Annotated in this window: 26 protein-coding genes; 18 read left to right on the plus strand and 8 right to left on the minus strand. The window is 66.0% G+C overall.

Features of this window, described 5'->3' with window-relative positions; translation table 11 throughout:
* Positions 1–4 precede the first annotated feature (4 nt).
* The 13 genes from urtB (at position 5) to KGM94_RS02825 (ending at position 12,127) form a co-directional block, all read left to right on the plus strand.
* Positions 5–1,615, plus strand: a complete 1,611-nt coding sequence (gene urtB / locus KGM94_RS02765) for an urea ABC transporter permease subunit UrtB (RefSeq protein ID WP_300254737.1) — start codon at positions 5–7, stop codon at positions 1,613–1,615.
* Positions 1,612–2,781, plus strand: a complete 1,170-nt coding sequence (gene urtC / locus KGM94_RS02770) for an urea ABC transporter permease subunit UrtC (protein WP_300254740.1) — start codon at positions 1,612–1,614, stop codon at positions 2,779–2,781. Before urtB ends, urtC begins: the two co-directional genes overlap by 4 nt.
* A 4-nt stretch (positions 2,782–2,785) precedes the next feature.
* The gene (gene urtD / locus KGM94_RS02775) at positions 2,786–3,547 is read left to right on the plus strand and encodes an urea ABC transporter ATP-binding protein UrtD (protein ID WP_300254742.1); all 762 of its coding nucleotides are present in this window, start codon (positions 2,786–2,788) and stop codon (positions 3,545–3,547) included.
* Between the two features lie 109 nt (positions 3,548–3,656).
* The gene (gene urtE / locus KGM94_RS02780) at positions 3,657–4,352 is read left to right on the plus strand and encodes an urea ABC transporter ATP-binding subunit UrtE (RefSeq protein ID WP_300254745.1); all 696 of its coding nucleotides are present in this window, start codon (positions 3,657–3,659) and stop codon (positions 4,350–4,352) included.
* Positions 4,353–4,388: 36 nt separating this feature from the next.
* A complete protein-coding gene (locus KGM94_RS02785; RefSeq protein ID WP_300254748.1) occupies positions 4,389–5,219 on the plus strand; it encodes an urease accessory protein UreD in 831 nt (276 codons plus the stop codon).
* Between the two features lie 25 nt (positions 5,220–5,244).
* On the plus strand, positions 5,245–5,547 hold the full coding sequence (locus tag KGM94_RS02790) for an urease subunit gamma (RefSeq protein WP_027553946.1): 303 nt from the start codon (positions 5,245–5,247) through the stop codon (positions 5,545–5,547).
* A gap of 50 nt (positions 5,548–5,597) precedes the next feature.
* Positions 5,598–5,903, plus strand: coding sequence for an urease subunit beta (locus KGM94_RS02795; RefSeq protein ID WP_300254760.1), 306 nt, complete (start codon positions 5,598–5,600; stop codon positions 5,901–5,903).
* Between the two features lie 144 nt (positions 5,904–6,047).
* Complete coding sequence (gene ureC / locus KGM94_RS02800) at positions 6,048–7,763, plus strand: urease subunit alpha (protein WP_300254762.1); 1,716 nt, start codon at positions 6,048–6,050, stop codon at positions 7,761–7,763.
* Positions 7,764–7,889: 126 nt separating this feature from the next.
* Entirely contained in the window at positions 7,890–8,189 is a 300-nt protein-coding gene (locus KGM94_RS02805) for a putative quinol monooxygenase (protein ID WP_300254765.1), read from the plus strand.
* A gap of 14 nt (positions 8,190–8,203) precedes the next feature.
* Positions 8,204–8,830, plus strand: coding sequence for an urease accessory protein UreE (locus KGM94_RS02810; RefSeq protein ID WP_300254768.1), 627 nt, complete (start codon positions 8,204–8,206; stop codon positions 8,828–8,830).
* The gene (locus KGM94_RS02815; RefSeq protein WP_300254809.1) at positions 8,817–9,539 is read left to right on the plus strand and encodes an urease accessory protein UreF; all 723 of its coding nucleotides are present in this window, start codon (positions 8,817–8,819) and stop codon (positions 9,537–9,539) included. Before KGM94_RS02810 ends, KGM94_RS02815 begins: the two co-directional genes overlap by 14 nt.
* 32 nt (positions 9,540–9,571) lie before the next feature.
* The gene (ureG, locus tag KGM94_RS02820) at positions 9,572–10,195 is read left to right on the plus strand and encodes an urease accessory protein UreG (RefSeq protein WP_300254771.1); all 624 of its coding nucleotides are present in this window, start codon (positions 9,572–9,574) and stop codon (positions 10,193–10,195) included.
* Positions 10,196–10,474: 279 nt separating this feature from the next.
* Positions 10,475–12,127: an HWE histidine kinase domain-containing protein gene (locus KGM94_RS02825; RefSeq protein ID WP_300254774.1), complete on the plus strand. Its 1,653-nt coding sequence runs from the start codon at positions 10,475–10,477 to the stop codon at positions 12,125–12,127.
* Between the two features lie 11 nt (positions 12,128–12,138).
* Here the strand turns inward: KGM94_RS02825 and KGM94_RS02830 are convergent, their stop codons facing one another.
* Complete coding sequence (locus KGM94_RS02830) at positions 12,139–12,687, minus strand: sigma-70 family RNA polymerase sigma factor (RefSeq protein ID WP_300254777.1); 549 nt, start codon at positions 12,685–12,687, stop codon at positions 12,139–12,141.
* Entirely contained in the window at positions 12,687–12,917 is a 231-nt protein-coding gene (locus KGM94_RS02835; protein ID WP_300254779.1) for a NepR family anti-sigma factor, read from the minus strand. The genes KGM94_RS02830 and KGM94_RS02835 overlap by 1 nt, the downstream gene beginning before the upstream one ends.
* Before the next feature lie 224 nt (positions 12,918–13,141).
* Here KGM94_RS02835 and KGM94_RS02840 point away from each other — a divergent pair, with 224 nt between their 5' ends.
* The 3 genes from KGM94_RS02840 (at position 13,142) to KGM94_RS02850 (ending at position 15,317) form a co-directional block, all read left to right on the plus strand.
* On the plus strand, positions 13,142–13,948 hold the full coding sequence (locus KGM94_RS02840; RefSeq protein ID WP_300254782.1) for a response regulator: 807 nt from the start codon (positions 13,142–13,144) through the stop codon (positions 13,946–13,948).
* Between the two features lie 151 nt (positions 13,949–14,099).
* Entirely contained in the window at positions 14,100–14,717 is a 618-nt protein-coding gene (locus tag KGM94_RS02845; protein ID WP_300254812.1) for a nuclear transport factor 2 family protein, read from the plus strand.
* A gap of 213 nt (positions 14,718–14,930) precedes the next feature.
* Positions 14,931–15,317: a hypothetical protein gene (locus KGM94_RS02850; RefSeq protein ID WP_300254785.1), complete on the plus strand. Its 387-nt coding sequence runs from the start codon at positions 14,931–14,933 to the stop codon at positions 15,315–15,317.
* Between the two features lie 12 nt (positions 15,318–15,329).
* Here the strand turns inward: KGM94_RS02850 and KGM94_RS02855 are convergent, their stop codons facing one another.
* From KGM94_RS02855 to KGM94_RS02865, 3 genes are all read right to left on the minus strand, one after another.
* Positions 15,330–15,773 carry a hypothetical protein gene (locus KGM94_RS02855; protein WP_300254786.1) on the minus strand — a complete coding sequence of 148 codons (444 nt, stop codon included), beginning with the start codon at positions 15,771–15,773 and terminating at the stop codon, positions 15,330–15,332.
* 18 nt (positions 15,774–15,791) lie between these two features.
* Positions 15,792–16,163 carry a DUF883 family protein gene (locus KGM94_RS02860; RefSeq protein ID WP_300254788.1) on the minus strand — a complete coding sequence of 124 codons (372 nt, stop codon included), beginning with the start codon at positions 16,161–16,163 and terminating at the stop codon, positions 15,792–15,794.
* A gap of 76 nt (positions 16,164–16,239) precedes the next feature.
* Positions 16,240–17,355, minus strand: coding sequence for an AI-2E family transporter (locus tag KGM94_RS02865; protein ID WP_300254791.1), 1,116 nt, complete (start codon positions 17,353–17,355; stop codon positions 16,240–16,242).
* Between the two features lie 219 nt (positions 17,356–17,574).
* On the opposite strand from KGM94_RS02865, the gene KGM94_RS02870 reads away from it, so the two are divergent.
* Positions 17,575–18,342 carry a L,D-transpeptidase gene (locus KGM94_RS02870; protein ID WP_300254793.1) on the plus strand — a complete coding sequence of 256 codons (768 nt, stop codon included), beginning with the start codon at positions 17,575–17,577 and terminating at the stop codon, positions 18,340–18,342.
* Between the two features lie 10 nt (positions 18,343–18,352).
* Positions 18,353–18,997 carry a DUF2865 domain-containing protein gene (locus KGM94_RS02875; protein WP_300254796.1) on the plus strand — a complete coding sequence of 215 codons (645 nt, stop codon included), beginning with the start codon at positions 18,353–18,355 and terminating at the stop codon, positions 18,995–18,997.
* Between the two features lie 7 nt (positions 18,998–19,004).
* On the opposite strand, the gene KGM94_RS02880 is transcribed toward KGM94_RS02875, so the two are convergent.
* From KGM94_RS02880 to cysC, 3 genes are all read right to left on the minus strand, one after another.
* Positions 19,005–21,101 (minus strand): methyl-accepting chemotaxis protein, encoded by a 2,097-nt coding sequence (locus KGM94_RS02880; protein WP_300254799.1) that lies wholly within the window; start codon positions 21,099–21,101, stop codon positions 19,005–19,007.
* Between the two features lie 201 nt (positions 21,102–21,302).
* Positions 21,303–23,465 (minus strand): malate synthase G, encoded by a 2,163-nt coding sequence (locus KGM94_RS02885; RefSeq protein WP_300254803.1) that lies wholly within the window; start codon positions 23,463–23,465, stop codon positions 21,303–21,305.
* 315 nt (positions 23,466–23,780) lie between these two features.
* The coding region (gene cysC, locus KGM94_RS02890) for an adenylyl-sulfate kinase (protein WP_300254806.1) at positions 23,781–25,566 on the minus strand (1,786 nt) is incomplete at its 5' end.

Consider the following 25,566-nt stretch of genomic DNA (forward strand, 5'->3'; position numbering starts at 1 on the left):
TCAAGTGCCAGCCAATTTGCCTGCGCGTCTCTGCACGCTCGTGCTCTCGCTGTTCCTGATCGCCGTCGCGCTGCCGGCCCTGGCCGGTCCGTTCGAGGACGCGGTCGCCAAATTCGCCAACGACGAATTTTCCGACACCGAAGAGGCGATCGGTGCGGTTGCGACCAGCGGCAATCCGCTGGCCTATCCGATCATCAGCGCGCTGCAGGACGGCCGGCTGATGGCCGACCCCGACACCAAGAAGGTCTTTGTGACGGGCACCGACGGCAACTCGATCGACGCCGCAAGCGGGGCGACCGTCGCGAACGTGCCCGACAGCGCCAGCGCGGTGCGCCTGAACAACCGGCTGCGCCGCAGCGTCGATGCGGCGCTGGGCAGCCTGACGCTGATGTCGCCCGATGTCGCGATGCGCATCCAGGCCGCGCGATCCGTCTTCAAGTCTCATGAAGAATCGGCGCTGCCCGTCGTCGAGAAGGCGCTCGCCAAGGAAACCAGCAGGACCGCCAAGGCCGCGCTCGGCGAAGCAAGGGCGGCGATCCTGCTGTACAAGGCGGATGCCAGCGAGGTCGACAAGCTCAAGGCGGTCGCCATCATCAAGGCTCGTGGCGACCAGGAGGCGCTCGCGCTCCTGACCGACATCGGCAGCGATCAGCCGGCGTCCGTGACCAAGGCCGCCGCGGGCGCGATCGGCTCGATCCAGAACTCGCTCGCGGTGTGGTCCATGGTGCAGAACGCCTGGTATGGCCTCTCGCTCGGCTCGGTGCTGCTGCTCGCGGCCATCGGCCTTGCCATCACCTTCGGCGTGATGGGCGTCATCAACATGGCCCATGGCGAGATGGTGATGCTCGGGGCCTACACCACCTTCGTGGTGCAGGAGATGATCCGCACCCGCTATCCCGCTCTCTTCGACTATTCGCTGCTGATCGCCGTGCCGCTTGCCTTCCTGGTCTCCGGCGCGATCGGTGTCCTGATCGAGCGCAGCATCATCCGTTTCCTCTACGGCCGGCCGCTGGAAACCCTGCTTGCGACCTGGGGCCTGTCGCTGGTGCTGCAGCAGGCGGTGCGCACCGCGTTCGGCCCGACCAACCGCGAGGTCGGCAACCCCTCCTGGATGAGCGGCGCGTTCGAACTCGGCCAGATCACGATCACCTACAACCGGCTCTGGATCTTCTGCTTCACGCTCGCCGTGTTCGCGATCCTGCTCGCCATGCTGCGCTACACCGCGCTGGGGCTCGAGATGCGCGCGGTGACGCAGAACCGGCGCATGGCGGCCTCGATGGGCATTGCCACCTCGCGCGTCGACGCGCTGACCTTCGGTCTCGGCTCGGGCATCGCGGGCATCGCCGGCGTGGCGCTGTCGCAGATCGACAACGTCAGCCCCAATCTCGGCCAGAGCTACATCATCGACAGCTTCATGGTCGTGGTGTTCGGCGGGGTCGGTAATCTCTGGGGCACGCTGGTCGGTGCCTTCAGCCTCGGCATCGCCAACAAGTTCCTGGAGCCGGTCGCCGGCGCCGTGCTCGGCAAGATCGCCATCCTGGTGCTGATCATCCTGTTCATCCAGAAGCGCCCGCGCGGCCTGTTCGCGCTCAAGGGCCGTGCGGTGGAAGCATGACCCCTCACATGCTGACCCGATCGCTCGACCGCGGCGCGACGCTGTTTCTCGCCATCGTCGCCGCCTGCGGCATCCTGATCCCGCTCTCCAACCTGCTGCTGCCGACGGACTCGTCCCTCCAGGTGCCGACCTATCTTGTGGCGCTGTGGGGCAAATATGTCTGCTACGCAATCCTCGCGTTGTCGATCGACCTGATCTGGGGCTATTGCGGCATCCTGTCGCTCGGCCACGGTGCGTTCTTCGCGCTCGGCGGCTACGCCATGGGCATGTACCTGATGCGCCAGATCGGCACCCGCGGCGTCTACGGAAACCCGATCCTGCCTGACTTCATGGTGTTCCTGAACTGGCAGAAGCTGCCCTGGTACTGGTACGGCTTCGACATGTTCTGGTTCGCGGCCCTCATGGTGGTCGTGGTGCCTGGCCTGCTCGCCTTCTGCTTCGGCTGGCTCGCGTTCCGCTCGCGCGTCACCGGCGTCTATCTGTCGATCATCACGCAGGCCATGACCTACGCGCTGCTGCTCGGCTTCTTCCGCAACGATTTCGGCTTCGGCGGCAACAACGGCCTCACCGACTTCAAGGACATTCTCGGCTTCAACGTCCAGGCCGAGGGCACCCGGGCTGCATTGTTCGCGCTGAGCTGTTTGGCGCTGATCGTCGGCTTCGTGATTTGCCGGGCCATCGTTTCCTCCAAGCTCGGCAAGATCCTGATCGCGATCCGGGACGCGGAATCGCGCACCCGCTTTCTCGGCTACCGGGTCGAATCCTACAAGCTGTTCGTGTTCACGGTTTCGGCCTGCATGGCGGGCGTCGCCGGCGCGCTCTACGTTCCGCAGGTCGGCATCATCAACCCGTCCGAATTCGCGCCCGGCAATTCCATCGAGGCGGTGATCTGGGTCGCGGTCGGCGGCCGCGGCACGCTGGTCGGGGCGGCGCTGGGCGCCGTCGTCGTCAACTACGCCAAGACCGTCTTCACCTCGGGCGTGCTTGCGCCGTACTGGCTGTTCATGCTGGGCGCGCTGTTCATCCTCGTCACCTTGCTGCTGCCGAGGGGGCTCGTCGGCACCTTCAACGCCTGGTGGGAGCCCCGGAAGGCACGGCGCGCCGACGACAACGCCGCGAGCGCCGCGCGCGAGGACGGCATCAGCGCGCCGAAGATGGCGGAGTAGCGGCATGAATGTGATGGATACCCGCGCGACCTCCGCAATGCTCTATCTCGACGGCGTGCACGTCTCGTTCGACGGCTTCCGCGCCATCAACAATCTCTCGCTGGCGCTCGAGCCCGGCGAGATGCGCGCCATCATCGGCCCGAACGGCGCCGGCAAGACCACGATGATGGACATCATCACCGGCAAGACCAGGCCTGATGAGGGCGTGGTGCTGTTCGACGGCGTCGCCGATCTCACGCGGCTGGACGAGACCCGCATCGCCGAGCTCGGAATCGGCCGCAAGTTCCAGAAGCCGACGGTGTTCGAGAGCCAGACCGTGCAGGACAACCTGCTGCTCGCGCTCAATGTCGCCCACTCCGTCCGCGGCACGCTGTTCTGGCGCGGCAACCGGGCCGAGGCCGAACGTATCGACAAGGTGCTGGAGACCATTCGGCTGACGCACGCGCGCAACCGGCTCGCCGGCAGCCTCAGCCATGGCCAGAAGCAGTGGCTGGAGATCGGCATGCTGCTGGCGCAGGACCCGAAGCTGCTGCTGGTCGACGAGCCCGTGGCCGGGATGACCGACGTCGAGACGCACCAGACCGCGGAGCTCCTGAAGGAGATCAACCGCGACCATACCGTGATGGTGGTGGAGCACGACATGACCTTCGTGCGCGAGCTCGGCGTCAAGGTGACCTGCCTGCACGATGGCACCGTGCTGGCCGAGGGCACCATCGACCAGGTCTCGGCGAACGAGCGGGTGATTGAGGTATATCTCGGCCGATAGACCGAGACGATGCGAATGGTGATTGGCGAGTAGCGAATAGGGTAGAAGCATCATGAAGGTCGTCTTTCCAGCTATTCGCCATTCGCCGCGTTGCGGCCGGAGGTCGCGGATGCTGAACGTCAAGGACATCAACCTGTTCTACGGCGCGGCGCAGGCGTTGCGCGGTGTCTCGATTTCGGCCGAGCCCGGCAAGGTGACCTGCGTGCTCGGCCGCAACGGCGTCGGCAAGACCTCGCTGTTGCGCGCGATGGTCGGCCAGTATCCGATTTCGTCCGGCGCGATCCGGTTCGACGGTAACGACATCACGGGGCTGAAACCCTACGAGCGGGCGCGGCGCGGCATCGGCTTCGTGCCGCAGGGCCGCGAGATCTTTCCGCTGCTCACGGTGGAGGAGAACCTCAAGACCGGCTTCGGTCCGCTGAAGCGCAAGGACCGGCATATCCCGGACGACGTGTTTTCGCTGTTTCCGGTACTGGAATCCATGCTGGGCCGGCGCGGCGGCGATCTCTCCGGCGGCCAGCAGCAGCAGCTCGCGATCGGACGGGCGCTGGTGATGCGGCCAAAACTCCTGCTGCTCGACGAGCCGACCGAAGGCATCCAGCCCTCGATCATCAAGGACATCGGCCGGGCGATCTCGTACTTGCGCAATCTCGGCAACATCGCCATCGTGCTGGTCGAACAATATCTCGACTTTGCCTGCGAACTCGGCGACAGTTTCGCAGTCATGGATCGCGGCGCGGTGAAATACACCTGCGACCGTTCCAATCTCGATTCGGGCGAGATCAGCCGCCAGATGGCGCTGTAGGTTCAAAAATTCTGGACGCGACCGGCTGGGGGGCGGATGCGCAGCGATCTCTCGACGGCATCGACGGTCTTCGAGGCCAACCGCGCCCGCGGTGCGGTCCGCTTCGACGTACTCGCCCGGGACGGCGTCACCCGTTGCGGCATCTTGCACGAGTCCGGCTCGCTGCGCGTGCGCTTTCCTTCGCCCGAAGGCGAGGGACTGTCCGGCGTCTTCATCAACACGGCCGGCGGGGTGGCCGGCGGCGATCGCTTCGAGATCGAGATCGCGGCGAACGAGGCGGCGCGGCTGACGCTGACCACGGCGGCCGCGGAAAAGGTCTATCGCACGCCGGGGCCGGCGGCGGAGATCGGCATCGCGCTCAAGGCCGCCGCCGGCGCGCGTCTCGCATGGCTGCCGCAGGAGACCATCCTGTTCGACCGGGCGCGGGTTCGGCGTCGCTTCGATATCGCGCTCGACGAAACCGCGTCGCTCCTGCTCTGCGAAATCGTGGTGTTCGGCCGTACCGCGATGGGCGAGCGCATGGAGCAGGGCGAATTCGTCGATTGCTGGCGTCTCTCCCGCGGCGGCCGCCTGGTGTTTGCCGAAACGATCAGGCTTGCGGGCGACATCGCCGCGAGGTTCGCGCGGCCTGCGGTCGCCAACGGCGGTGCCGCGATCGGCACCGTGCTGATCGTGCCGGGCGACGAGGCGCTGGTCGAGCGGCTGCGCGAGGCCGCAGAGTCGTTCTGCGGTGAGGTCGGAATATCCGCCTGGAACGGCTTTGCAATGGCGCGGTTCTGTGCCCAAGATGCCGCCGTCCTGCGTGCCGACATGATGGCGGTGCTGACGCGCACCGGCGCGGCATTGCCGAGGCTGTGGCTCAATTGACCGACATCAACGCGAGAGATTTCGCATGAACCTGTCTCCCCGCGAAAAGGACAAGCTTCTGATCTCGATGGCGGCCATCGTGGCGCGGCGCAGGCTCGATCGCGGCGTCAAACTCAACCATCCCGAGGCCGTGGCGATCATCTCCGATTTCATTCTCGAAGGCGCGCGCGATGGCCGCACCGTCGCCGAGCTGATGCAGTCCGGCGCGCAGGTCTTGACCCGTGACCAGGTGATGCCGGGCATTCCCGAAATGATCCACGACATCCAGGTCGAGGCGACCTTTCCGGACGGCACCAAGCTCGTCACCGTGCACGAGCCGATCAGATGAGATGCGCGAGGCCTTCGCCGTGATGCGCAGAGTAGGAGGAGGCGGAAGACATGATCCCCGGCGAACTCTTCATCCAGGACGGCGAGATCGAGCTCAATGCCGGCCGCAAGACCGTGACGCTCACGGTCGCCAACACCGGCGACCGCCCGATCCAGGTCGGCTCGCACTACCATTTCTTCGAGACCAATCCGGCCCTGAAGTTCGACCGCAAGAAGGCCCGCGGCATGCGCCTCGACATCGCCGCCGGCACCGCGGTGCGCTTCGAGCCCGGCCAGGCGCGCGAGGTGCAACTCGTCGCGCTCGCCGGCAAGAAGACCGTCTACGGCTTTCGCGGCGACGTGATGGGGAAGCTGTGAGTGCATAAGGCGAGGAAGGCGAGCCGTGACCTTTCGTGAGGCCGGGACAAGCCCGGCCATGACGACGTGGAAACACCTGCGCACGGCCCCTTCAGAGCCATATGCAAACGTCATCCACGAATTCCAACGCAAGCGGGGCTGGTGATGTCCGTCAAGATCAAGCGTTCCGTCTATGCCGACATGTTCGGTCCCACCACCGGCGACAGGGTGCGGCTGGCCGACACCGACCTCATCATCGAGGTGGAGAAGGATTTCACCACCTATGGCGAGGAGGTGAAGTTCGGCGGCGGCAAGGTGATTCGCGACGGCATGGGCCAGTCGCAGGTCACCAACCGGCAGGGCGCGGCGGATACCGTGATCACCAACGTGCTGATCGTCGACCACTGGGGCATCGTGAAGGCCGACGTCGCCATCAAGGACGGCATGATCGCAGGCGTAGGCAAGGCCGGCAATCCCGACATCCAGCCCGGCGTGACCATCATCATCGGTCCCGGCACCGACGTGATTGCGGGCGAGGGCAAGATCCTCACCGCCGGGGGTTTCGACAGCCACATCCACTTCATCTGCCCGCAGCAGATCGAGCACGCGCTGATGAGTGGCGTGACCTCGATGCTCGGCGGTGGCACCGGTCCCTCGCACGGCACCTTCGCCACCACCTGCACGCCGGGGCCGTGGCACATCGCCCGCATGATCCAGTCGTTCGACGCCTTCCCGGTCAATCTCGGCATTTCCGGCAAGGGCAACGCCTCGCGCCCCGCGGCCCTGGTCGAGATGATCAAGGCCGGCGCCTGCGCGCTGAAGCTGCACGAGGACTGGGGCACCACGCCGGCCGCGATCGACAACTGCCTGTCGGTGGCGGACGATCACGACATCCAGGTAATGATCCACACCGACACGCTGAACGAATCCGGTTTCGTCGAGGACACCATCAAGGCGTTCAAGGGCCGCACCATCCATGCCTTCCACACCGAAGGCGCCGGCGGCGGTCACGCCCCCGACATCATCAAGGTTGCCGGCCTGAAGAACGTGCTGCCGTCCTCGACCAACCCGACGCGCCCCTTCACCCGCAACACCATCGACGAGCATCTGGACATGCTGATGGTGTGCCATCACCTCGATCCCTCCATCGCGGAAGACCTCGCGTTCGCCGAGAGCCGCATCCGCAAGGAGACGATCGCGGCCGAGGACATTTTGCACGATCTCGGCGCGCTCTCGATGATGTCATCGGACTCCCAGGCCATGGGCCGGCTCGGGGAGGTCATCATCCGCACCTGGCAGACCGCGGACAAGATGAAGAAGCAGCGCGGGTCGCTGCCGCAGGACAAGGGCAGCGACAACGACAACTTCCGCGTCAAGCGCTACATCGCCAAATACACCATCAACCCGGCGATCGCGCACGGCGTCTCGAAGCTGATCGGCTCCGTCGAAAAGGGCAAGCTTGCCGATCTCGTGCTGTGGTCGCCGGCTTTCTTCGGCGTCAAGCCGGACTGCATCGTCAAGGGCGGCTCGATCGTGGCGGCTCCGATGGGCGATCCAAACGCCTCGATCCCGACGCCGCAGCCGGTGCACTACCGGCCGATGTTCGCAGCGTTCGGCAAGGCGCGCACGGCGTCCTCGGTGGTGTTCACCTCGAAGGCTGCGGCGACCGGCGGGCTGCAGCGCAAGCTTGGCATCGACAAGAAGCTCTATGCGGTCCAGAACACCCGCGGACGCATCTCCAAGAAGAGCATGGTCCATAACGACGCGACGCCCGGCATCGAGGTCGATCCGGAGACGTACGAGGTGCGCGCGGACGGTGAGCTTCTGACCTGTGCGCCGGCCGAAGTGCTGCCGATGGCGCAACGGTATTTCATGTACTGAAATAGCGTGTAGACGCATGTTCTCGAAGCATGGTCGAGGCGGATTTTACGGTTTTGCGTCCGCTGCCGCTTGGTCTAATGTCGCGCCCGGTATCTGAAACCAAGAGAAGAGCCGGGAGGATTCCTCGTGATCTACGTCGTCGCCACCCTGACCATCAAGCCCGAAACGCGCGCGGAATTCATTGCGGCGGCCACCGCCTGCATCAAGGCGACCCGCAAGGAGGCGGGCAACATCGCCTATGATCTGCATGAGAGCGTCACCGATCCGGCCAGGATGGTGTTCGTCGAGCAGTGGGAGAACGCCGAGGCGCTGGTGCCGCATCGCGGCATGGAGCACATGAAGACGTTCGGCCGCGTCGCGGTGAAGTGCTTTGCGGCGCCACCGAAGATCGAGATCATCACGCCCGAGAAGGTCGAGACCCGCTGACAGGAATGAGCCGCATGATCCGGGCGACACAGGTCAAGGGACAGCACCGCTTCGCGCAAGCGCCCGCGGATACCGTCGTGCTCGATTTTGACGATCGGCACCGCCGCCGCATGGCGATGACCGGCACGCGCGGGCTTCAATTCCTGCTCGACCTGGAAAACGCCGTCGCGCTGCGCGGCGGCGACGCGCTGGTGCTGGAGGACGGCAGGCTGGTCGAGGTGGTTGCGGCGCCCGAGCCGCTCCTGGAGATCCGCGGCCACGACCCGCACCACCTCATTCGCGTCGCCTGGCATCTCGGCAACCGTCATCTGTCGACACAGATCATGCCCAAGAGCCTGCGCATCAGGCGCGATCATGTCATCGAGGCGATGGTCAAGGGGCTGGGTGCGCGGGTGATCGAGATCGAGGCGCCGTTCGATCCCGAGGGCGGTGCCTATGCCGATTCCGTCCATCAGCATGGGCATGACGATCAGGCCCATGATCACGATCGTGCGCACCATCACCACGATCATCATGGTCATGATCACCACCATCACGACCATACTGCGCACGATCATCATGGCCACGGTCACCATCACCATGATGAGCATTGCGGCCACGATCACCATCACGACCACTCCCATGCTCATGACCGCAAGTGAGCCGGCGGACTCTGCCGCGGCAACACAGCGCGAGGCCGCGGCGCTCTACCGGCTGATGACCTGGCTGTCGCCGGCTTTTCCGGTCGGCGGCTTCTCCTATTCCAGCGGCATCGAATGGGCGGTCGAAGCGGGGGACGTCGTCGATACGGCGACGCTGTCCGATTGGCTCGATGTCGTGCTTGCCGACGGCTCCGGCTTCTGCGACGCGATCTTCCTGGTCCATGCGTGGCGCGCGGCGGAAGCGGGCGAGGAGGCTCGCCTGCGCGAGATCGCCGAACTCGCGGCGGCTTTCGTCCCGTCGCGCGAGCGGCAACTCGAGACTACCTCGCAGGGCCGCGCCTTCATCGACATCGCGCGTGCGGCGTGGGATGCGGAGGGGCTGGACGCGATGGTCGCGGCCTGTGCCGCGCCGCTCGTCTACCCCGTCGCGGTCGGCGTCGTGGCCGCGGCTCACGGCGTTCCGCTCGCGCCGACACTGCACGCCTTCCTGCACGCGTTGGTCTCCAACTGGATTTCGGCGGCAAGCCGCCTCGTTCCGCTGGGCCAGACCGACAGCCAGCGCGTGCTCGCCTCGCTCGAGCCTGCGGTTGCCGCGACCGCGGATCGGGCGCTACAGGCGACGCTCGACGATCTCGGCAGCGCGACCTTTCGTGCCGATCTCGCCAGCCTCAGGCACGAGACGCAATACACGCGGCTGTTCCGCTCCTAGCGCATCGACGATTTCGGGAAAGAGCAATCGAAATGACGAAGTCTCACGGTCCCCTGCGTGTCGGCGTCGGCGGCCCCGTCGGATCGGGCAAGACCGCGCTGATGGACCTGCTCTGCAAGTCGATGCGCGAGCGCTACGAGATCGCAGCGATCACCAACGACATCTACACCAAATGGGACGCCGAGTTCCTGGTGCGCTCGGGCTCGCTGACGCCCGATCGCATTGCCGGCGTCGAGACCGGCGGCTGCCCGCATACCGCGATCCGCGAGGATGCTTCGATGAATCTCGCGGCGGTTGCGGACATGCGGGCCAAGTTTCCGGATCTCGATCTGGTGCTGATCGAATCCGGCGGCGACAATCTGGCGGCGACCTTCTCCCCCGAACTCGCCGACCTCACCATCTACGTCATCGACGTGGCCGCGGGCGACAAGATCCCCTCAAAGGGCGGGCCGGGCATCACCCGATCCGACCTGCTCGTCATCAACAAGATCGACCTCGCCCCCCATGTCGGCGCGTCCCTGGAGAAGATGCAGACCGACGCCAGGCGGATGCGGGGTGAGCGGCCGTTCGTCATGACCAACCTGAAGAAAAGCGAGGGCCTCGACCGCATCATCGGCTTCATCGAGGCCAAGGGCGGCCTGCGTGCCTCGACGTAGCGCGGGCGGCCGCTGACGGGTGCGGCAAATCGGTGGCCTGCGGAACCCGCGGCGGGACTGGCGATTAACCTACTTCGCTGGCCGTAGACCCGTCTGGCTGGTGTTTCGACGAGCCGGATTAAGCTTTCCGAGCGACCCAAGTTGCGTGCCGATGCCTCCTCCTTCATTATCCGCCCGCCTGATTCTCATTCTGTTTCGGCACTTGGCCGTCCTCGGCCGATCGAGCGGCGTTCACATGCTTCATGGCTTTCGCCGACCTCTCACTTCCTGAGCAGACGAGTGGTACGGCTGGGTTTCATCATCGGCTTCATTGCGCTGCTTGGAGTGCTGCTCTCCGGGCTCGCGGCCTATCGCGTCCATGACCAGGAACTCGCGCTCGACCGGATCGCAATGGCGCGCGCCATCGACGTCCATGCAAGTCTGGTGCAGGACCGCCTGACCGAGCGCGAGCTGCTCGCGCGCGTCGCCTCCGGCCTGTTCCGCATGCCCTCGGTGGTCAAGCCCAACATGCTGGAGCCGCTGCGCTCGGCGATCTACGCATTCAAGACCGATTTCGTGGTCGCAAGCTGGATCGCCCGGCTCAAGCCCGGCGAACTGGACGCCGCGCGCACGGCGCTGACCAGCGCCGGCTTCAATCCGGTCATTCGCAATTTCGACGACAAGCCGCTCGATCCCGCGGCGTTCGGCAAGCCGATCGACGTGCTGATGGATCTCGAGCCGCGCAGCGACGAGACCAGGGCGCTGCCCGGCCGCAGCTATGACCAGGACCCCGTGCGCGGCGCGATGCTGGCGCAGGCCAGGGCCGAGAAGCGGTCGGTGGCATCCGATCCCGTTCCGCTGCTGCGGCCCGACGGGCCGGTCGGCATCATCGTGGCCGCCCCCGTCATTCCCGAAGGCGCGACCGAGCCGGCCGGCTTCATCACGTTTTCCTACGAGCTCGCCTCGCTGATGCTGACCAACGACGACATGTCGTTGTTCTCCGTGGCGCTGAAGGATCCCCGCAAGGCCGATCGCGAGCTGATCGCGAACGATCGCGGCGTCGTCTCGATGCGCACGGCGCCCGAGGGGTCCGCGCCGTCATCGATCCGGACCGTGAGCTTCGGCGGCCGCGACTGGCAGCTCGGCTACTATGCCAAGACCAATTCGGTGCGTCGCGCCGAGCAGACCTCGGCGATCGTGGCCGCGATCGGCTTCGCCATCACCGCGGTGGTGTGCGGCCTGTTCGGCTACGTCGCCTACAACAATCTGCGGCTCAGCCGCGAAATCCAGGTGCGGATCGGGTTCGAGCGGCGGCTGACGGCGGTCATCGACGAGCTCAACCACCGCGTCAAGAACATCCTGGCGGTGATCCAGTCGATCGTGACGCGCACGCTGCGCCACGGCTCGGACATCGACGTCGCGCGCGAGCTCCTGATCGGACGCATCCATGCGATGTCCAACGTGGTTTCGCTGCTGAGCGAGAGCCAGTGGCAGGGCGTGAGGCTGAAGGGTCTGTTCGAGGCCCGCGCGATCCCGCATGCCGATCGCATCGCCGTCAGCGGACCGGACATCGCAGTGAGCGCGCGCGCCGCCCAAAGCCTCTCGCTGCTGTTCTTCGAGCTTGCCTCGCATTCGGACGAGGGACTGTCGCTGGTCGGCAAGCATCCGAACATCGTCGCGACCTGGACGGTGATGGGCGAGGAGCCCGACGCGACCTTCCATTTCCGCTGGGAGGAGTTCAACACCAGCGAGGCGACGCGCCGCCCCGATTCCGATTTCGGCCTGATCCTGCTCGATCGGGTGGCGCCGGAGGCGCTCGGCGGCACCGCCAAGCGCTACTTCACCGACGCGAGCTACGTCTATGAGCTCACCGCGCCCATGGAGACCGTCGTCGACATGACCGAGCGCGACCGCACCGAGCAGTTTTCCGCGCCGGTCCGGCCGGCGCGGTGAAGCGATCGGTCTCAGCCGCCGCTGCCGCCCATCACCGCGCGCACCGTGTCGTCGGGCCCGAAATCCTCGGCGCCGTCGACATAGAGCAACGCGGCGAGCTTGGAGCGTGCGCGATTGACGCGGCTCTTGATCGTGCCCACCGCGCAGCCGCAGATCGACGCGGCATCCTCGTAGGAGAAGCCCGATGCGCCGACCAGAATCAGGGCCTCGCGCTGGTCCTGCGGCAGTTTGTCGAGCGCCGCGCGAAACTCCTCGAATTCGAGATGCGCGTTCTGCGCCGGTTGCGTCTTCAGGGTCTTGGCGTAGTTGCCCTCGGCATCCTCCACCTCGCGCCGCCGCTTGCGATAGTCGGAGCGGAACAGGTTGCGCAGGATCGTGAACAGCCACGCCGGCAGGTTCGAGCCGGGCTGGAACGAGTCGATGTTGGCCAGCGCCCGCAACAGCGTCTCCTGCACCAGATCATCGGCGCGGTCGGCATTGCCGCTGAGGGATATGGCGAAGGCGCGCAGGCTCGGGACGGTCGCCAGGATGTCGTCGCGCAGGGAATCGGTGAGAGGCATTAGTCCCTCCCGTTGTTGTCGTTGGATCCCCCATCATTTTCTACTTGGGGTGTCCTCCCCGGCGCATCAAGCTTCTTGATCAGTTCCGCGAACCGGTCGGGAACCCCCTGGCGCACGACGTCGTCGTACATGGCGCGCAATTGATGACCTATCCGGGATTGAATCTCCGGCGTGAGGCCGCCCTTGCCGGGGGTCGTGTTCTTGCTGGCTTGAGACTTCAGATCTTTCATGACCTTTTCCACGTTTCCCCGAATTAAGTCACTGTAGAATCGAGAAATTCGCACGAGGGGTGCAGTTCCCTAGAAGGACCTAATGCGAAGTTCGGCAAAAAGTTCCGGCCGCCCCCGGAACTTTTCTCGGACTCGGGCGTAGTCTGGCGGGAGGGGGAGTCAGGGCCGCCCCTGCCATGCCTTGGTTCTAGGGAAGGGTGGGCCCAAAGAAGAATGGAGTGGGGATGTCCCGTTCACAGCTTGTTGCCGAGCACTTGCCGTTGTTGCGCCGGTATGCCCGCGCCCTGACGGGCAGCCAGGCGTCCGGCGATGCCTATGTCGCAGCCATGCTGGAAGCCATGCTCGGCGACCCGTCGGTGCTCGATGAGAGCCGGGGGCCGCGGGCCGGTCTGTTCCGGCTGTTCACGCAGATATGGAATTCGGTCTCGCTCAATGACGATTCGGAGGTGACGACCCTGCCGATGCCTCCGGAGCGCCGGCTCTCCAACATCACCCCGTTGCCGCGCCAGGCCTTTCTGCTGTTGTCGCTGGAGGGCTTCTCCGAGGAGGAGGTCGCCTTCATCCTCGGCACCGACGTCGCCGAGACGCGCCGGCTTGCGGATGCCGCGGGACGCGAGATGGCGGCCGAGATCGCCACCGACGTGCTGATCATCGAGGACGAGACCTTCATCGCCATGGACCTCGAAAGCCTGGTCAAGAACCTCGGGCACAACGTGGTCGGGGTCGCCCGCACCCATGCCGATGCGGTGGCGCTCGCCAAGAACAGGCGGCCCGGACTGATCCTGGCCGACATTCAGCTTGCCGACGGTTCGTCCGGTCTCGACGCCGTCAACGAGCTCCTGAAGAGCTTCGAGGTGCCGGTGGTGTTCATCACCGCCTATCCGGAGCGCTTCCTCACCGGCGAGCGCCCCGAGCCGGCCTTCCTGATCTCAAAGCCGTTCCAGCCGGCGATGGTCTCGGCTGTGGCGAGCCAGGCGCTGTTCTTCCAGCGCAACTCGCGCAACCGCACGCCCAAAGCGCCGGCGGCCTGAAGGGGCCGCCCGCAGCCTGACCGTGGATTGATCCGGCGTGCCGCAAGGCGCGCCGGATTTTTCGCGACGACTGGCCGCGCCGGCCCGGCCGCGCTTGACGACGTCGGGAATTCTCCGTTGATACGCCCCAGGACACAGGAGAACCTGCATGCTGGACCCCGCGCTGCTCGACCGATTGGCCATCCGGGACCTGATCGAGAACTGGGCCGTCTGGCGCGATGCCGGCGACTGGGAGCGCTTTGCCGGCGTCTGGCACGAGGAGGGCTGGATGTCCGCCACCTGGTTTCAGGCGCCCGCCGCCGACTTCATCCGCGTCAGCCGCGAGGGCTTTGCCAAGGGTGTCCGCATCCTGCATTTCCTCGGCGGCTGCAGCATCGACCTCGAAGGTTCGCGCGCCATCGCCCAGACCAAGATGACCATCTCGCAGCGGGCGCTGGTCCACGACGTGCTGTGCGACGTCGTCTGCACCGGCCGCTTCTACGACTTCCTGGAGAAGCGGCAGGGCAGATGGGGCATCGTCCGCCGACAGCCGATCTACGAGAAGGACCGGCTCGACCCGGTCGATCCTGCTGCCGTGATCCGGCTCGACGCGGACAGGCTGGCGCAGTTTCCCGAGGGCTATCGCCATCTCGGCTACATGCAGGAACTGATCGGCTACAAGGTGAAGCGCGACATGCCGGGGCTGACCGGCGCCGAGGTCGAGACGCTCTATGCACAGGGGCGCGACTGGCTGGCGGGGAAGGCCGGTACGGGCCTCGGACAAAAGTAAGGCGCGACTGGCATCACCACAGTCGCGCCCTACGTCGCCGGTTTATGGGGCAGGGGGGAATAACCGGCTGCAGACATGACTCCGGGGCCCGAGACTCGTTCCGAAGCCGCTCAAAAATTTTCGCACACGCTTAAGTGATTGCACTGGTCAAGAACCGGGATATTTGCGCCGGCGTTGTTCCGTCGATCGCCATGGGGCGGGGGACGAGCAGCCATGTCACAGACGAGCAAAGCATTTCTTGGCGCGGTCGCGGTATCGCTGACGCTCGGCGCCGTGCAACTGGCATTTGGCCACGATCTCATCGACCGCTGGCAGGCGGTGTCGGGCAAGCCGGTCCACCTCGTCAATCGGGCCGGCAAGGCCGACCGTCTCGCCGCACCCAAGTCCCCGGCCGCTCCGACGCGAACGGTTTCGCTCCGCCTCAACGACCTCGCCGGAACCTCTGTGCTGCTGCGCCTTCCGTTTGCGGAGGCACGTAACACCAGGCCGCCTGCGCTGCTGCAGGCTCCGCGCCGCAAGATGACGCTGGCTTGCGAACCCGTCGTCAGCTCGCTCACGGAAGTGGCAAGACTGCTGCAGCCCGGCCGCTGCGTGACCTGATCGGAAACGGCGTCACTCGGCCGGTTCGGCCGAACCGTCGGTGGGCGCGCCGGCGCGGCTCGCCATGAGTCCCAGCGCCAGGCCGCCGACCGCGAGGATCGGAAGCAGCCGCTTGATTCCGATGGCACGAACGAGCTGCAGGCCGGTCGCGATCAGCATGGGATCGGCCAACGCGCTCTGCGCCGCCGCCCGCGCAGCGCGAGCGGCGCGTTTCTCGGCTTCCTTCTTGTAGACGTAGTGGCTCGCCGCCGCCATCAGCGTCAGCAGCAGGAATATTCCCGCCCCGGCGAGGCACGCCTGCACCGGTCCGTAGGCCTGAAGCACGAAAATGAAGGCCGCTGCGCACAGGAACGACGTGGTGACGAACAGCGCGATGGCCGCAGCCAGCGCCAGCGACGTCAGCCGCATGGCCGTGCCGGTCGATGCGCTGATGCCGTCGATGATGCGCTGGAACATCGCTGGTCTCCGCACGTCTCAGCGGCGCCAGGCGGCACCGATCAAAAAGCCGATGCCGAGCGCAAGGCCGACGGTGGCGAGCGGTCGCTGCGTGATCGCGTCCTCCAGCGTCTCCTCGATCGAGCCGACGGTGTCCTGCGCTGTGTCCATCATCGCACTGCTGCGCTCCGACACGTCGCCAAATGCCGAATCCATGTTCTGGCGTGCCTGGCGATAGCCGCGCCGTGCCTGCTTGCTCGCCGAGCGTGCAAAGCTGTTCAGTGCATCGGTGATCTGATCGGTCAAGGCTGCGATATCGTTCTTTACGGCGGTGACGTCCTTCTCCAGACGTTCCCTGGTCGCCTTGTCGGTCCAGTCTCTCATTTCGCCCTCGTCATTCTTCATCGACATTCGAGCTCCCGAGACTCTTGCTGAGACAGGCGACAAACGTTTCGCCATGGCGGAAGTTCCCTTGCCGGAAACCGCGTCAGCCCTGCGGCAGTTGTGGCTCATCCGTCGGCAGCAGATGCTCCTTCAGGATCAGCGCGACGATGAGCAGCGGCGACGACAAGAATGCTCCCATCGGCCCCCACAGCCAGGTCCAGAATGCCAGCGCCAGGAATACGGCCAGCGCATTGAGCGCCAGCCGCCGGCCGATGATCATCGGTGTGACGAAATGTCCTTCGAGGAACGTGAGGCCGCCGAAGGCGAGCGCCGCGACCAGTCCGCCGCCGATCGTCGGAAAGGCGAGAAGTCCCACCCCGATCAGCACCACGAACATCGCGACCGGTCCGATGATCGGGATGAAGTTCAGCGCGGCGGCGAGCGCGCCGAGCCCGGCCGCGTTGGGCATGCCGGTAAGGGCGCAGACGAGACCGGTGGCGATGCCGACGCCGACATTGATCAGCGTCACCGTGAGCAGATAATTGCCGAGATGGATCTCGATCTCGTTGAGGATCCGCAAGGTGCGCAGCCGCGCGTCGTGATCGCCGAAGGTCAGGATCAGGGCTCTCCTCAAGTCGCGCCAGCTCGCGATGAACAGGATCAGGGTCGCGAAGAACAGCAGGAATTCGGTGAAGGTCGGCGTCAGGAATTCCAGGGTCGGCTGGACCCACTCGAATTTGGGCGTCGGGAAGATGGGCAGGCCGTCCGAGCCGCCGCCGACCATGGACTGCAACTCCTGCCAGAGCGCCAGCGGCCGGTCGAACACATGCAGCTTGTCCTTGAGCTGCGCGCCCAACTCGGGCAGCCGCGTGCTCCATTCCGTGGCCGGCGAGACGATCAGCGCCAGGATGAACGAGACCACGGCGGTCACCGCAATGACGATCAGCACTGCACCGAGCGCGCGCGGCACCCGGTGCTTCTCCAGAAAGGTCGCCGCCGGCGACAACATCGTGCCGGCGACGAATGCCATCACGACAGGCAGGAAGAACGGCTTGCCGACATAGAGGACCGCGACGACGGAGATCACGAGCAGCCCGGCGAGCGACAGGGCGACGAACTCGGCGCGGCGGATCACCGGCGGCAGATCGCTTCGGCTGTCGGGAAGGGGCGTGCCTTGATCCTGGCTGGAGAGCAGACGTTCACCGGGAAGGACACGCACGATGGTTCTCCCCGTGCGGAGAGGTAAAGGCTGCCTCCGCCTGCCGGACTGCCCGACCCGAAACGTCAGCATGGCCGGAAAGTTCCGTCTCGAAGACGTGAGCGCGAGTGCGCTCGACTGTGATGCCGCCGCCGCATGCCGCGTCGGAACCCGCAGCGATCCATCGGCGTTTGGTCCAACAGCGCATCATCGTGATGCGGGCATCCCAAGGGGCAGCACATGACACGGTTATCTGCAGTCCATCGCCGGCGCTCGCCGCGCGTCGTCAATACGCTCGTCTTCGCCGGGGCCTTGCTGGCGACGCCGTTTGCGTTCGCCGGCTCGTCGCAGGCGCAGACGATGTTCTACGCGCCGATGCAGCAGCAGGCCTTTCCGCCGGATGACGTGACGGAAACGCCGGCGGCTCCCGACGATGCGGTGCTGCCGGAGCGCCTGCGCCGCACTGTCGTGAGCTTCGACGGCGGCGAGCCCGCCGGGACCGTCATCATCGATACCGGCAATACGGTCCTCTACTATGTTCTGGGTCACGGCCGCGCCATTCGCTACGGCGTTGGCGTCGGCCGCGACGGATTCACCTGGTCGGGCGTTCAGACCATCAGCCGAAAGGCGGAGTGGCCGGACTGGCACCCGCCGGCACAAATGATCGCGCGGCAGCCATACCTGCCGCGCTTCGTGGCCGGCGGGCCCGGAAATCCGCTCGGCGCGCGCGCGCTGTATCTGGGCTCGAGCGAGTACCGCATCCACGGCACCAACGATCCGACCACGATCGGAAAGTTCGTCTCCTCCGGCTGCATCCGCATGACCAACGAGGACGTCATCGACCTGTTCGGACGCGTCAATGTCGGAACCAGGGTCGTGGTGCTGCCGAAGAACCCGCCTGTGATGGCGCGGGGCGGGGATTCCGTCCGCAGGCCGGCGCGTCCCGCGGTGACGACGCTGCCCTCGGGCCGCCAGGCCCTCAATATCTCGACTTCCGCGTTGAACTGATCGAGGTCGCATGGCGAAACGTTCGATGGGCAAGTGGGTCTTTGGTGTGGCAGCGGCACTGCTCGCGATTTCGAGCGTCGCCTCGCCGGCCGGCGCGCAGGACTTCTTCTCGGCGTTGTTCGGCGCATTCGGTGCTCGGCCGCCGCCGCCGCAGATCCGGACGCCGTTCCCCGGCGACGACATGCCGCGGGGCGACGTGCCCCCGACGCGCGTCCATGGCAGCGGGCAGGCCTGGTGCGTGCGCGATTGCGACGGCCGCCATTTCCCGGCCCAGGGCGCCGACAACGAAAGCAAGGCGCAGTCGTGCAAGAGTTTTTGCCCGGCGAGCGAGACGACGCTGGTCTATGGATCCGACATCGAGGATGCGACGACGGCGAACGGAAAACCCTATTCTGAACTGCCCAATGCCTTCCGCTATCGCGATGAACTCGTGCAGGGCTGCACCTGCAACGGCAAGGATCCGGTCGGGCTTGCGCGGGTCAAGGTCGAGAACGATCCGACGCTGCGCAAGGGCGACATCGTCGCCGGCTCCGACGGCCTGATGGTCGCCAATCGCAGTGCCGGCGACAGGCGAGGCGCGGCCATGAATTTCTCGCCGCTGCCGGAGAAGATGCGCGCAAAATTCCGTCACGTACCGGTGGTGGCGCGGGAATAGTCCGTCGTCACGCCGCCCTGATCTTGCCGAGGAAGTCGGTGACCTCCTGGCCGAGCTGTCGGCTCTGGGTCTCCAGCATCTCGGAGGCGTGCTTGACGTGATCCGCCGCCGCTGCCGCCGCGTCCGCGTCTGCCTTGACGCCGGTGATGCTGTCGGAGACGTTTCTGGTGCCCTGCGCCGCGTATTGGGTGCTGCGGGTGATCTCCTGCGTCGCGGCGCCCTGTTCCTGCACGGCGGCTGCGATCGCGGTCGCCACCTCGTTGACCTCGCCGATGATGCTGCCGATCGACTGGATCGCGGTGATGGCGTCGCCCGCGACCTTCTGCATGCCGGCGATCTGCTCGGAGATCTCCTCGGTTGCCTTCGCCGTCTGCGTCGCCAGCGATTTGACCTCGGAGGCGACCACGGCAAAGCCGCGGCCGGCCTCGCCGGCGCGTGCAGCTTCGATGGTGGCATTGAGCGCCAGCAGGTTGGTCTGCGCCGCAATGCTGTTGATCAGTCCGACCACTTCGCCGATGCGTCCCGCAGATTGCGCCAGTCCCTGCACGGTGCCGTCGGTGTCGCGAGCCTGGCTCACGGCGCGGCCGGCGATGCCTGCGGCGTGCGCGGCCTGCTGGCTGATGTCGTTGATCGAGGCGCTGAGCTCTTCGGCGGCCGACGCCACACTGTCGACGCTCATCGAGGCGTCACCGGAGGCCTTTCCGGCAACCTGCACCCGTTCATTGGTCTGGCGCGACACGGTGGAGAGATCGCCCGAAGTCTTGCGCATCTGACCCGACGCCTCGTTCAGCTCGCCAAGCGTCTTGCGGACCATGCCCTCGAACTCGCCGACGTAACCCTCGACCGCGCGCTGGCGTGCCGCTGCGCCCGCGTTGCGCTCGCGCTCCTGGGCCTCGATCCTGAGCTTGTCGCTTGCCTGCTGCTTGAAGGTCTCCAGCGCGCCGGCCAGTGCGCCGATTTCGTCCTGGCGGTCGAGATAGCCGCTGTCGACGAGCAAATCGCCGCCGGCGACCTTCAGCATGGCGTCGCGGATGTTGTGCAGCGGCGTGATGACGCGCCGCGTGACGCCGATCATGGCCCCGACCGCGAGGGCCACGGCGAAGATCAGCATCGCGAGCTGCAGCGCGAGCGCGCGGCCGGCGGCCGCATACTGTCTGGCCGCGTAGTCCCTGGCTTCATCCAGCGCACGCTCGGCCACCGCGACCGCGGTGCCCATGCGTTGCGCCGTCATCGGCGTCCACTGGTCGGAAGTCATGTCGGTCTTCGAGCCGACCATGATCTGGTCGATCAGGCGGTCGCGCAGCGCCAGATAGTCCGGATTGAAATAGGCGGCCTTGGCCGCGTTCATCGCGCCCACGAGATTCGGCGAGAGTTGCATGCCCAGCGTCGAGGATTCCAGCCCGCTCCAGGCGTTCTCGATCGCGCCGACGGACTTGGTGTAGGTCTGCTGCGCCTCGAGTGGCAGGCTGCCGGTGGCGACCAGCCCGGTCGAGACGAGATCGGACGCTTCGCCCGCGGTATTGCGCAGCAGCCATGCTGCGTGCTTGATCGACAGGAGCTGGTCGATCAGCGGATCGTTGTGATTGACGGATGCGGTGAGATTGGCTGAGATCTTTTCCAGCGTCGCGAGCAACGCTCCGGTGACGTCGGTATAGTCCCTGGACAAGATTGCGCGCCGCGCTTTTTTCGGCTTTCGCATCTCGTCCCAGGCTTGCGTCTGCAGCCCGGAGAGCGTGTCGACCTGCTGGTTCAGCGCGGCGAGCAGCGTCGCCTGCTCGGCGAATGGGATCGACGGCAGCAGCGCCGCCGTGGAGCGGATCGCCGGCATTTCGGCATCGTGGAGGCCGCGGAGGAACTTGTCGATCTCGGGCGAGATCGGGGATTCGCCGTTCAGCACGCGCGGCGTCGAGGAGCGGTCCGTGCGCAGATTGTGCATGGCCTTGAAGGCGTCGGTCGAGGCTTGCGCGACCGCCGAGATGTGGCGGGTCGAGTGCAGCCGTTCCCACGACTGCCAGGCGGTCGTCACCAGCAGGGCCACCACGCAGACGGCCAGCGAAGCGATGACGGATTGAAGCAGCGTTGAAACGGTCAGACGTTTCAGCATGATTGGAATCCCCCGAATCCGGGGGATTTTTCGCAAAAAGGAATAAACAGAGTTGTAACGGCGAGGCCGGGCGTTAACGGATCGTTACCGCGGCATGGAGCGGGGCCCTCGGATTTCGCTCCCCTTCGTCCGGGCTACCCGTCTCGACAAAGAAGCCCCGGCGCGAGCCGGGGCTTCGATGTGTTGGGGAGATCCCTCGGATCAGCCCGCCGCCTTGGCCTCGCGGCGGCGCGCGGTGAGGATGTATTCGGTGTAGCCGTTCGGCTGCTCGCGGCCCTTGAACACCAAGTCGCAGGCCGCCTTGAAGGCGACTCCGTCGAACGCGGGTGCCATCGGCCGGTAGAGCGTGTCGCCCGCGTTCTGCTTGTCGACCACGACGGCCATGCGCTTCAGCGATTCCATCACCTGCTCCTTGGTGATGACGCCCTGGTGCAGCCAGTTCGCCAGGTGCTGGCTGGAGATGCGCAAGGTGGCGCGGTCTTCCATCAAACCGACGTCGTGGATGTCGGGCACCTTGGAGCAGCCGACGCCCTGGTCGATCCAACGAACGACGTAGCCCAGGATACCCTGGCAGTTGTTGTCGATCTCCTGCCTGACGTCGTCGGGCGCCCAGTTCGACTTCGACACGGGAATGGTGACGATGTCGGAGAGTTTCGCGCGTGGACCGCCCTTGGCGAGCTCCTGTTGCCGGGCGATGACGTTGACCTGGTGGTAGTGCAGCGCGTGCAGCGTTGCCGCGGTCGGCGACGGCACCCAGGCGGTGGTGGCGCCGGCCTGCGGATGGGCGAGCTTCTGCGCCAGCATGTCTGCCATCTTGTCGGGCGCCGCCCACATGCCCTTGCCGATCTGGGCGTGGCCGGGCAGGCCGTCGATCAGGCCCATGTCGACGTTCCAGTCCTCATAGGCCTTGATCCAGGCTTGCGCCTTCATCTCGTTCTTGCGGATCATCGGACCCGCTTCCATCGAGGTGTGGATCTCGTCGCCGGTGCGGTCGAGGAAGCCGGTGTTGATGAACATGATGCGCTTGGAGGCGCGCTGGATGCAGGCCTTGAGGTTGACGGTGGTGCGCCGCTCCTCGTCCATGATGCCGACCTTCATCGTGTTCTCCGGCAGGCCCAGCATCTTCTCGACGCGACCGAAGATCTCGCAGGTCAGCGACACCTCGTCCGGGCCGTGCATCTTCGGCTTGACGATATAGACCGAGCCGGTGCGGCTGTTTCTGACCTTCGAGTTGCCCTTGAGGTCGTGGATGGCGAGCAGCCCGGACACCGCGGCGTCGAGCAGGCCTTCCGGAATCTCCTCGCCCTTGTCGTCGAGCACGGCGTCGGTGAACATGTGGTGGCCGACGTTGCGCATCAGCAGCAGGCTGCGGCCATGCAGCTTGAGCTCGCCGCCCGCCGGCGTCTTGTAGATGCGGTCGGCATTGAGCGCGCGGGTCAGCGTCTTGCCGCCCTTCTCGAAATCGGCCGACAGCGTGCCGTTCATGAGGCCGAGCGTGTTGCGGTAGACCAGCACCTTGTCCTCGGCATCGACGGCGGCGACGCTGTCCTCCATGTCGAGGATGGTGGAGACGGCGGCTTCCATGATCATGTCGGCGACGCCGGCAGGATCGTCCTTGCCGATAGGATGATTGCGGTCGATCTTCACCTCGATGTGCAGGCCGTTGTTGACCAGCAGCACTGCGCTCGGCGCGGCCCCTTCGCCCTGGTAACCGGCGAACTGCGCCGCCGATTTCAGCGCGGTGGCGTTGCCGCTCTTCAGCTTGACCGCGAGCTGGCCCGAGACCACGCTGTAGGCGGTGGCGTCGGTGTGGCTGCCGGTTGCGAGCGGGACGGCTGCGTCGAGGAAGGCCTTGGCCTTGGCGATCACCTTGTCGCCGCGCGCCTTGCTGTAGCCTTTGCCGGTCTCGGCCGCATCGTGCGGGATCGCGTCGGTGCCGTAGAAGGCGTCATAGAGCGAGCCCCAGCGCGCGTTGGCGGCGTTCAGCGCATAGCGGGCGTTAGTGAGGGGAACGACGAGTTGCGGACCGCAGATCTTGCCAATCTCCTCGTCGACATTGGCGGTCTCGACCCTCTGCGTCGCCGGCTCCGGCTGCAGATAGCCGATCTCCTTGAGGAAGGCGGTGTAGGCGTTGATGTCGAACGGCTTGCCCTTGCCCGCGCGGTGCCAGTCGTCGATCCTGGCCTGCAGCGTGTCGCGGAACGCGAGCAGCTCGCGGTTCTTCGGCGCGAGATCGCGGATGATGGCGGCGAGCCCGGCCCAGAACGCGTCAGGCGCGATCCCGGTTTTCGGGGCTGCTTCCTTGGCGATGAAGTCAAAGAGAACCGGGGCGATCTTCAATCCGTGGGCGTCGACGCGTTTCATGGCGGGCTTTCTCGTTGGAAGGGGCGCTTTTTGGGCTGATTTCGGTCGGAAAACAGCAAAAAAATACCCCTGAAGGGCGGCTTTCGCGGCCCTTTTAGCCTCAAAAGCGGGGGCGTGAGAAGGGGCTAGAAGTGGGGGAGTTAGGGGGCTGACAAGCTGCTTGCACCGTCATCATACTGGGCTTGTCCCGCCTGCGGGGCCGAAGCTCCTTCGGCGTGGCGAAGGCCCGGGCATTCACGTCCTTGCTCAACCGCGGTGACGTGTTGATGGCCGGGACAAGCCCGGCCATCACGCTTGGTGAGATAGACCTGCGCCTCAGATATTTGCCGCGAGGTCGACCACCTCGTCGAACAGCACACCGCTCGTCTTCAGCATCAGCTCGATCGCGCTGGCGGCATCCGCAACCGTGCCGGTCGAAGTGTCGATGGTGAGCTCGGCCGCCTCGGGCCTCTGGTAGTCGTTGCCGATGCCGGTGAACGAGGCCAGCGCGCCGGCGCGGGCCTTCTTGTAGTGGCCCTTGGGATCGCGGCTTTCGCAGATTTCCGCCGGCGTCGCGACGTGGATTTCGCGGAACAGCGTATCGGCGATCCGGCGGGCTGCGGCGCGATCCTCGCGCGCAGGCGAGACGGCGGCGACGATGGCGATATGGCCGTTGCGCGCCAGATGGGTCGCGACCTCGGCGAGCCTGCGGATGTTCTCGCTGCGATCGGCGGCGGAGAAGCCGAGATCGCCGTTCAGCCCGGCGCGCATCGTGTCGCCGTCGAGCAGGATCGGCGAGCCGCCGTCGGTGAACAGGCGCCGCTCGATCGCTCTTGCCAACGTCGATTTGCCGGAAGCGGGAAGGCCGGTGAGCCAGACCACCGCGCCATTGTGGCGATAGCGTGCGGAGCGCTCGTCGGCGCGCAGCGCCGATTCCACCGGCACGATGTCGACGGGAACGGCGCGCTGTCCGGCATCGACCGACAGTACCAGACCGCCGCCGGCGATGCGTCCGGACACTTCGATCACGAGGCGGCCGGTGCGCAAATTCTCGGTGTAGGGATCGGTCGCGATCGGCTTCGAAAGCGAGACGTCGATCTCGCCGACATGGTTGCGGCCGATCGCCGCGTTCTCGACGCTCGCGAGTTCGCCGGGATCGACGGCCTTTTCGATCGCCACCACGGTGGCGCGGCTTTCCTTCGGTCCGCAGCGCAGCAGGATCTGATCGCCCTTGGACAACGGCTTGTCGTGCAGCCAGAAGATGCGCGCGCGCAGCCGCCGCGTCTCGCGCGGGCTTGCGCTTGCATGTGCGATGACGTCGCCGCGCTCGATGAACAATTCGCGGTCGAGCGTGATGCCGACCGAGCGGCCGGCGCCCTGCGGCCCCGCCACCGGCGTCAACGGCCAGCTCTCGATCGTCTTGATCCTGGCGATCTTGCCGGCCGGCATGATCACGATCTCGTCGCCGGCGGAGAGACTTCCGGACTCGATGCGGCCGGCCACGATGCGGCGGTCGTCGAACTTGTAGATCGCCTGCACCGGCAGCCGCAGCGGTAACTGCTCCAGCGCGCGTGCCGGCTCGAATTGATCGATGGCGCCGATCACGGTCGGTCCGTCGTGCCAGCCGAGCCTCTTTGAGGCCGCGCCGACGCCGTCGCCTTCGCGCGCCGAGATCGGGATGATCGCGGTCGGCGTCACGCCGAGGCCGTCGAGATGCGCGGAAATCTCGTCGCTGATGGCCTGGAAGCGCTGTTGGTCGAAACCGACGCGATCCATCTTGTTGACGATCACCGCGACTTGCTTCACGCCGAGCAGATGCAGCAGGTAGCCGTGGCGGCGGGTCTGGTCGCGCACGCCTTCGAACGCGTCGATCAGCAACAGCGCCGCATCGGCCTGTGCCGCGCCTGTAATCATGTTGCGTAAAAATTCGGCATGGCCAGGCGCGTCGATCAACACCACGTCGCGATGCGGCGTGCGGAACCCGATCTGCGTGGTGTCGATGGTGATGCCCTGATCGCGCTCGGTTTGCAGCGAGTCGAGCAGGAACGACCATTCGAACGGCATGCCGCGCCGCTCGCTGACCGCCTTGAGCGTTTCGAACTTGCCGTCCGGCAGGCTGCCG

The sequence above is a fragment of the Bradyrhizobium sp. genome, from assembly GCF_028868675.1.
Taxonomy (GTDB): Bacteria; Pseudomonadota; Alphaproteobacteria; order Rhizobiales; family Xanthobacteraceae; genus Bradyrhizobium.

What these genes read in the sequence shown, in the direction of transcription:
- KGM94_RS02785 (WP_300254748.1), top strand. Translation starts at nt 4,389, where the DNA reads ATGCGCAGCGATCTCTCGACGGCATCGACGGTCTTCGAGGCCAACCGC.
- KGM94_RS02830 (WP_300254777.1), bottom strand. Translation starts at nt 12,687, where the DNA reads ATGCCTCTCACCGATTCCCTGCGCGACGACATCCTGGCGACCGTCCCG.
- ureG (WP_300254771.1), top strand. Translation starts at nt 9,572, where the DNA reads ATGACGAAGTCTCACGGTCCCCTGCGTGTCGGCGTCGGCGGCCCCGTC.
- KGM94_RS02850 (WP_300254785.1), top strand. Translation starts at nt 14,931, where the DNA reads ATGTCACAGACGAGCAAAGCATTTCTTGGCGCGGTCGCGGTATCGCTG.
- KGM94_RS02885 (WP_300254803.1), bottom strand. Translation starts at nt 23,465, where the DNA reads ATGAAACGCGTCGACGCCCACGGATTGAAGATCGCCCCGGTTCTCTTT.
- KGM94_RS02880 (WP_300254799.1), bottom strand. Translation starts at nt 21,101, where the DNA reads ATGCTGAAACGTCTGACCGTTTCAACGCTGCTTCAATCCGTCATCGCT.
- urtD (WP_300254742.1), top strand. Translation starts at nt 2,786, where the DNA reads ATGAATGTGATGGATACCCGCGCGACCTCCGCAATGCTCTATCTCGAC.
- KGM94_RS02790 (WP_027553946.1), top strand. Translation starts at nt 5,245, where the DNA reads ATGAACCTGTCTCCCCGCGAAAAGGACAAGCTTCTGATCTCGATGGCG.
- ureC (WP_300254762.1), top strand. Translation starts at nt 6,048, where the DNA reads ATGTCCGTCAAGATCAAGCGTTCCGTCTATGCCGACATGTTCGGTCCC.
- KGM94_RS02855 (WP_300254786.1), bottom strand. Translation starts at nt 15,773, where the DNA reads ATGTTCCAGCGCATCATCGACGGCATCAGCGCATCGACCGGCACGGCC.
- urtE (WP_300254745.1), top strand. Translation starts at nt 3,657, where the DNA reads ATGCTGAACGTCAAGGACATCAACCTGTTCTACGGCGCGGCGCAGGCG.
- urtC (WP_300254740.1), top strand. Translation starts at nt 1,612, where the DNA reads ATGACCCCTCACATGCTGACCCGATCGCTCGACCGCGGCGCGACGCTG.
- KGM94_RS02795 (WP_300254760.1), top strand. Translation starts at nt 5,598, where the DNA reads ATGATCCCCGGCGAACTCTTCATCCAGGACGGCGAGATCGAGCTCAAT.
- KGM94_RS02835 (WP_300254779.1), bottom strand. Translation starts at nt 12,917, where the DNA reads ATGAAAGATCTGAAGTCTCAAGCCAGCAAGAACACGACCCCCGGCAAG.
- KGM94_RS02810 (WP_300254768.1), top strand. Translation starts at nt 8,204, where the DNA reads ATGATCCGGGCGACACAGGTCAAGGGACAGCACCGCTTCGCGCAAGCG.
- KGM94_RS02840 (WP_300254782.1), top strand. Translation starts at nt 13,142, where the DNA reads ATGTCCCGTTCACAGCTTGTTGCCGAGCACTTGCCGTTGTTGCGCCGG.
- KGM94_RS02875 (WP_300254796.1), top strand. Translation starts at nt 18,353, where the DNA reads ATGGCGAAACGTTCGATGGGCAAGTGGGTCTTTGGTGTGGCAGCGGCA.
- KGM94_RS02860 (WP_300254788.1), bottom strand. Translation starts at nt 16,163, where the DNA reads ATGTCGATGAAGAATGACGAGGGCGAAATGAGAGACTGGACCGACAAG.
- KGM94_RS02870 (WP_300254793.1), top strand. Translation starts at nt 17,575, where the DNA reads ATGACACGGTTATCTGCAGTCCATCGCCGGCGCTCGCCGCGCGTCGTC.
- KGM94_RS02815 (WP_300254809.1), top strand. Translation starts at nt 8,817, where the DNA reads ATGACCGCAAGTGAGCCGGCGGACTCTGCCGCGGCAACACAGCGCGAG.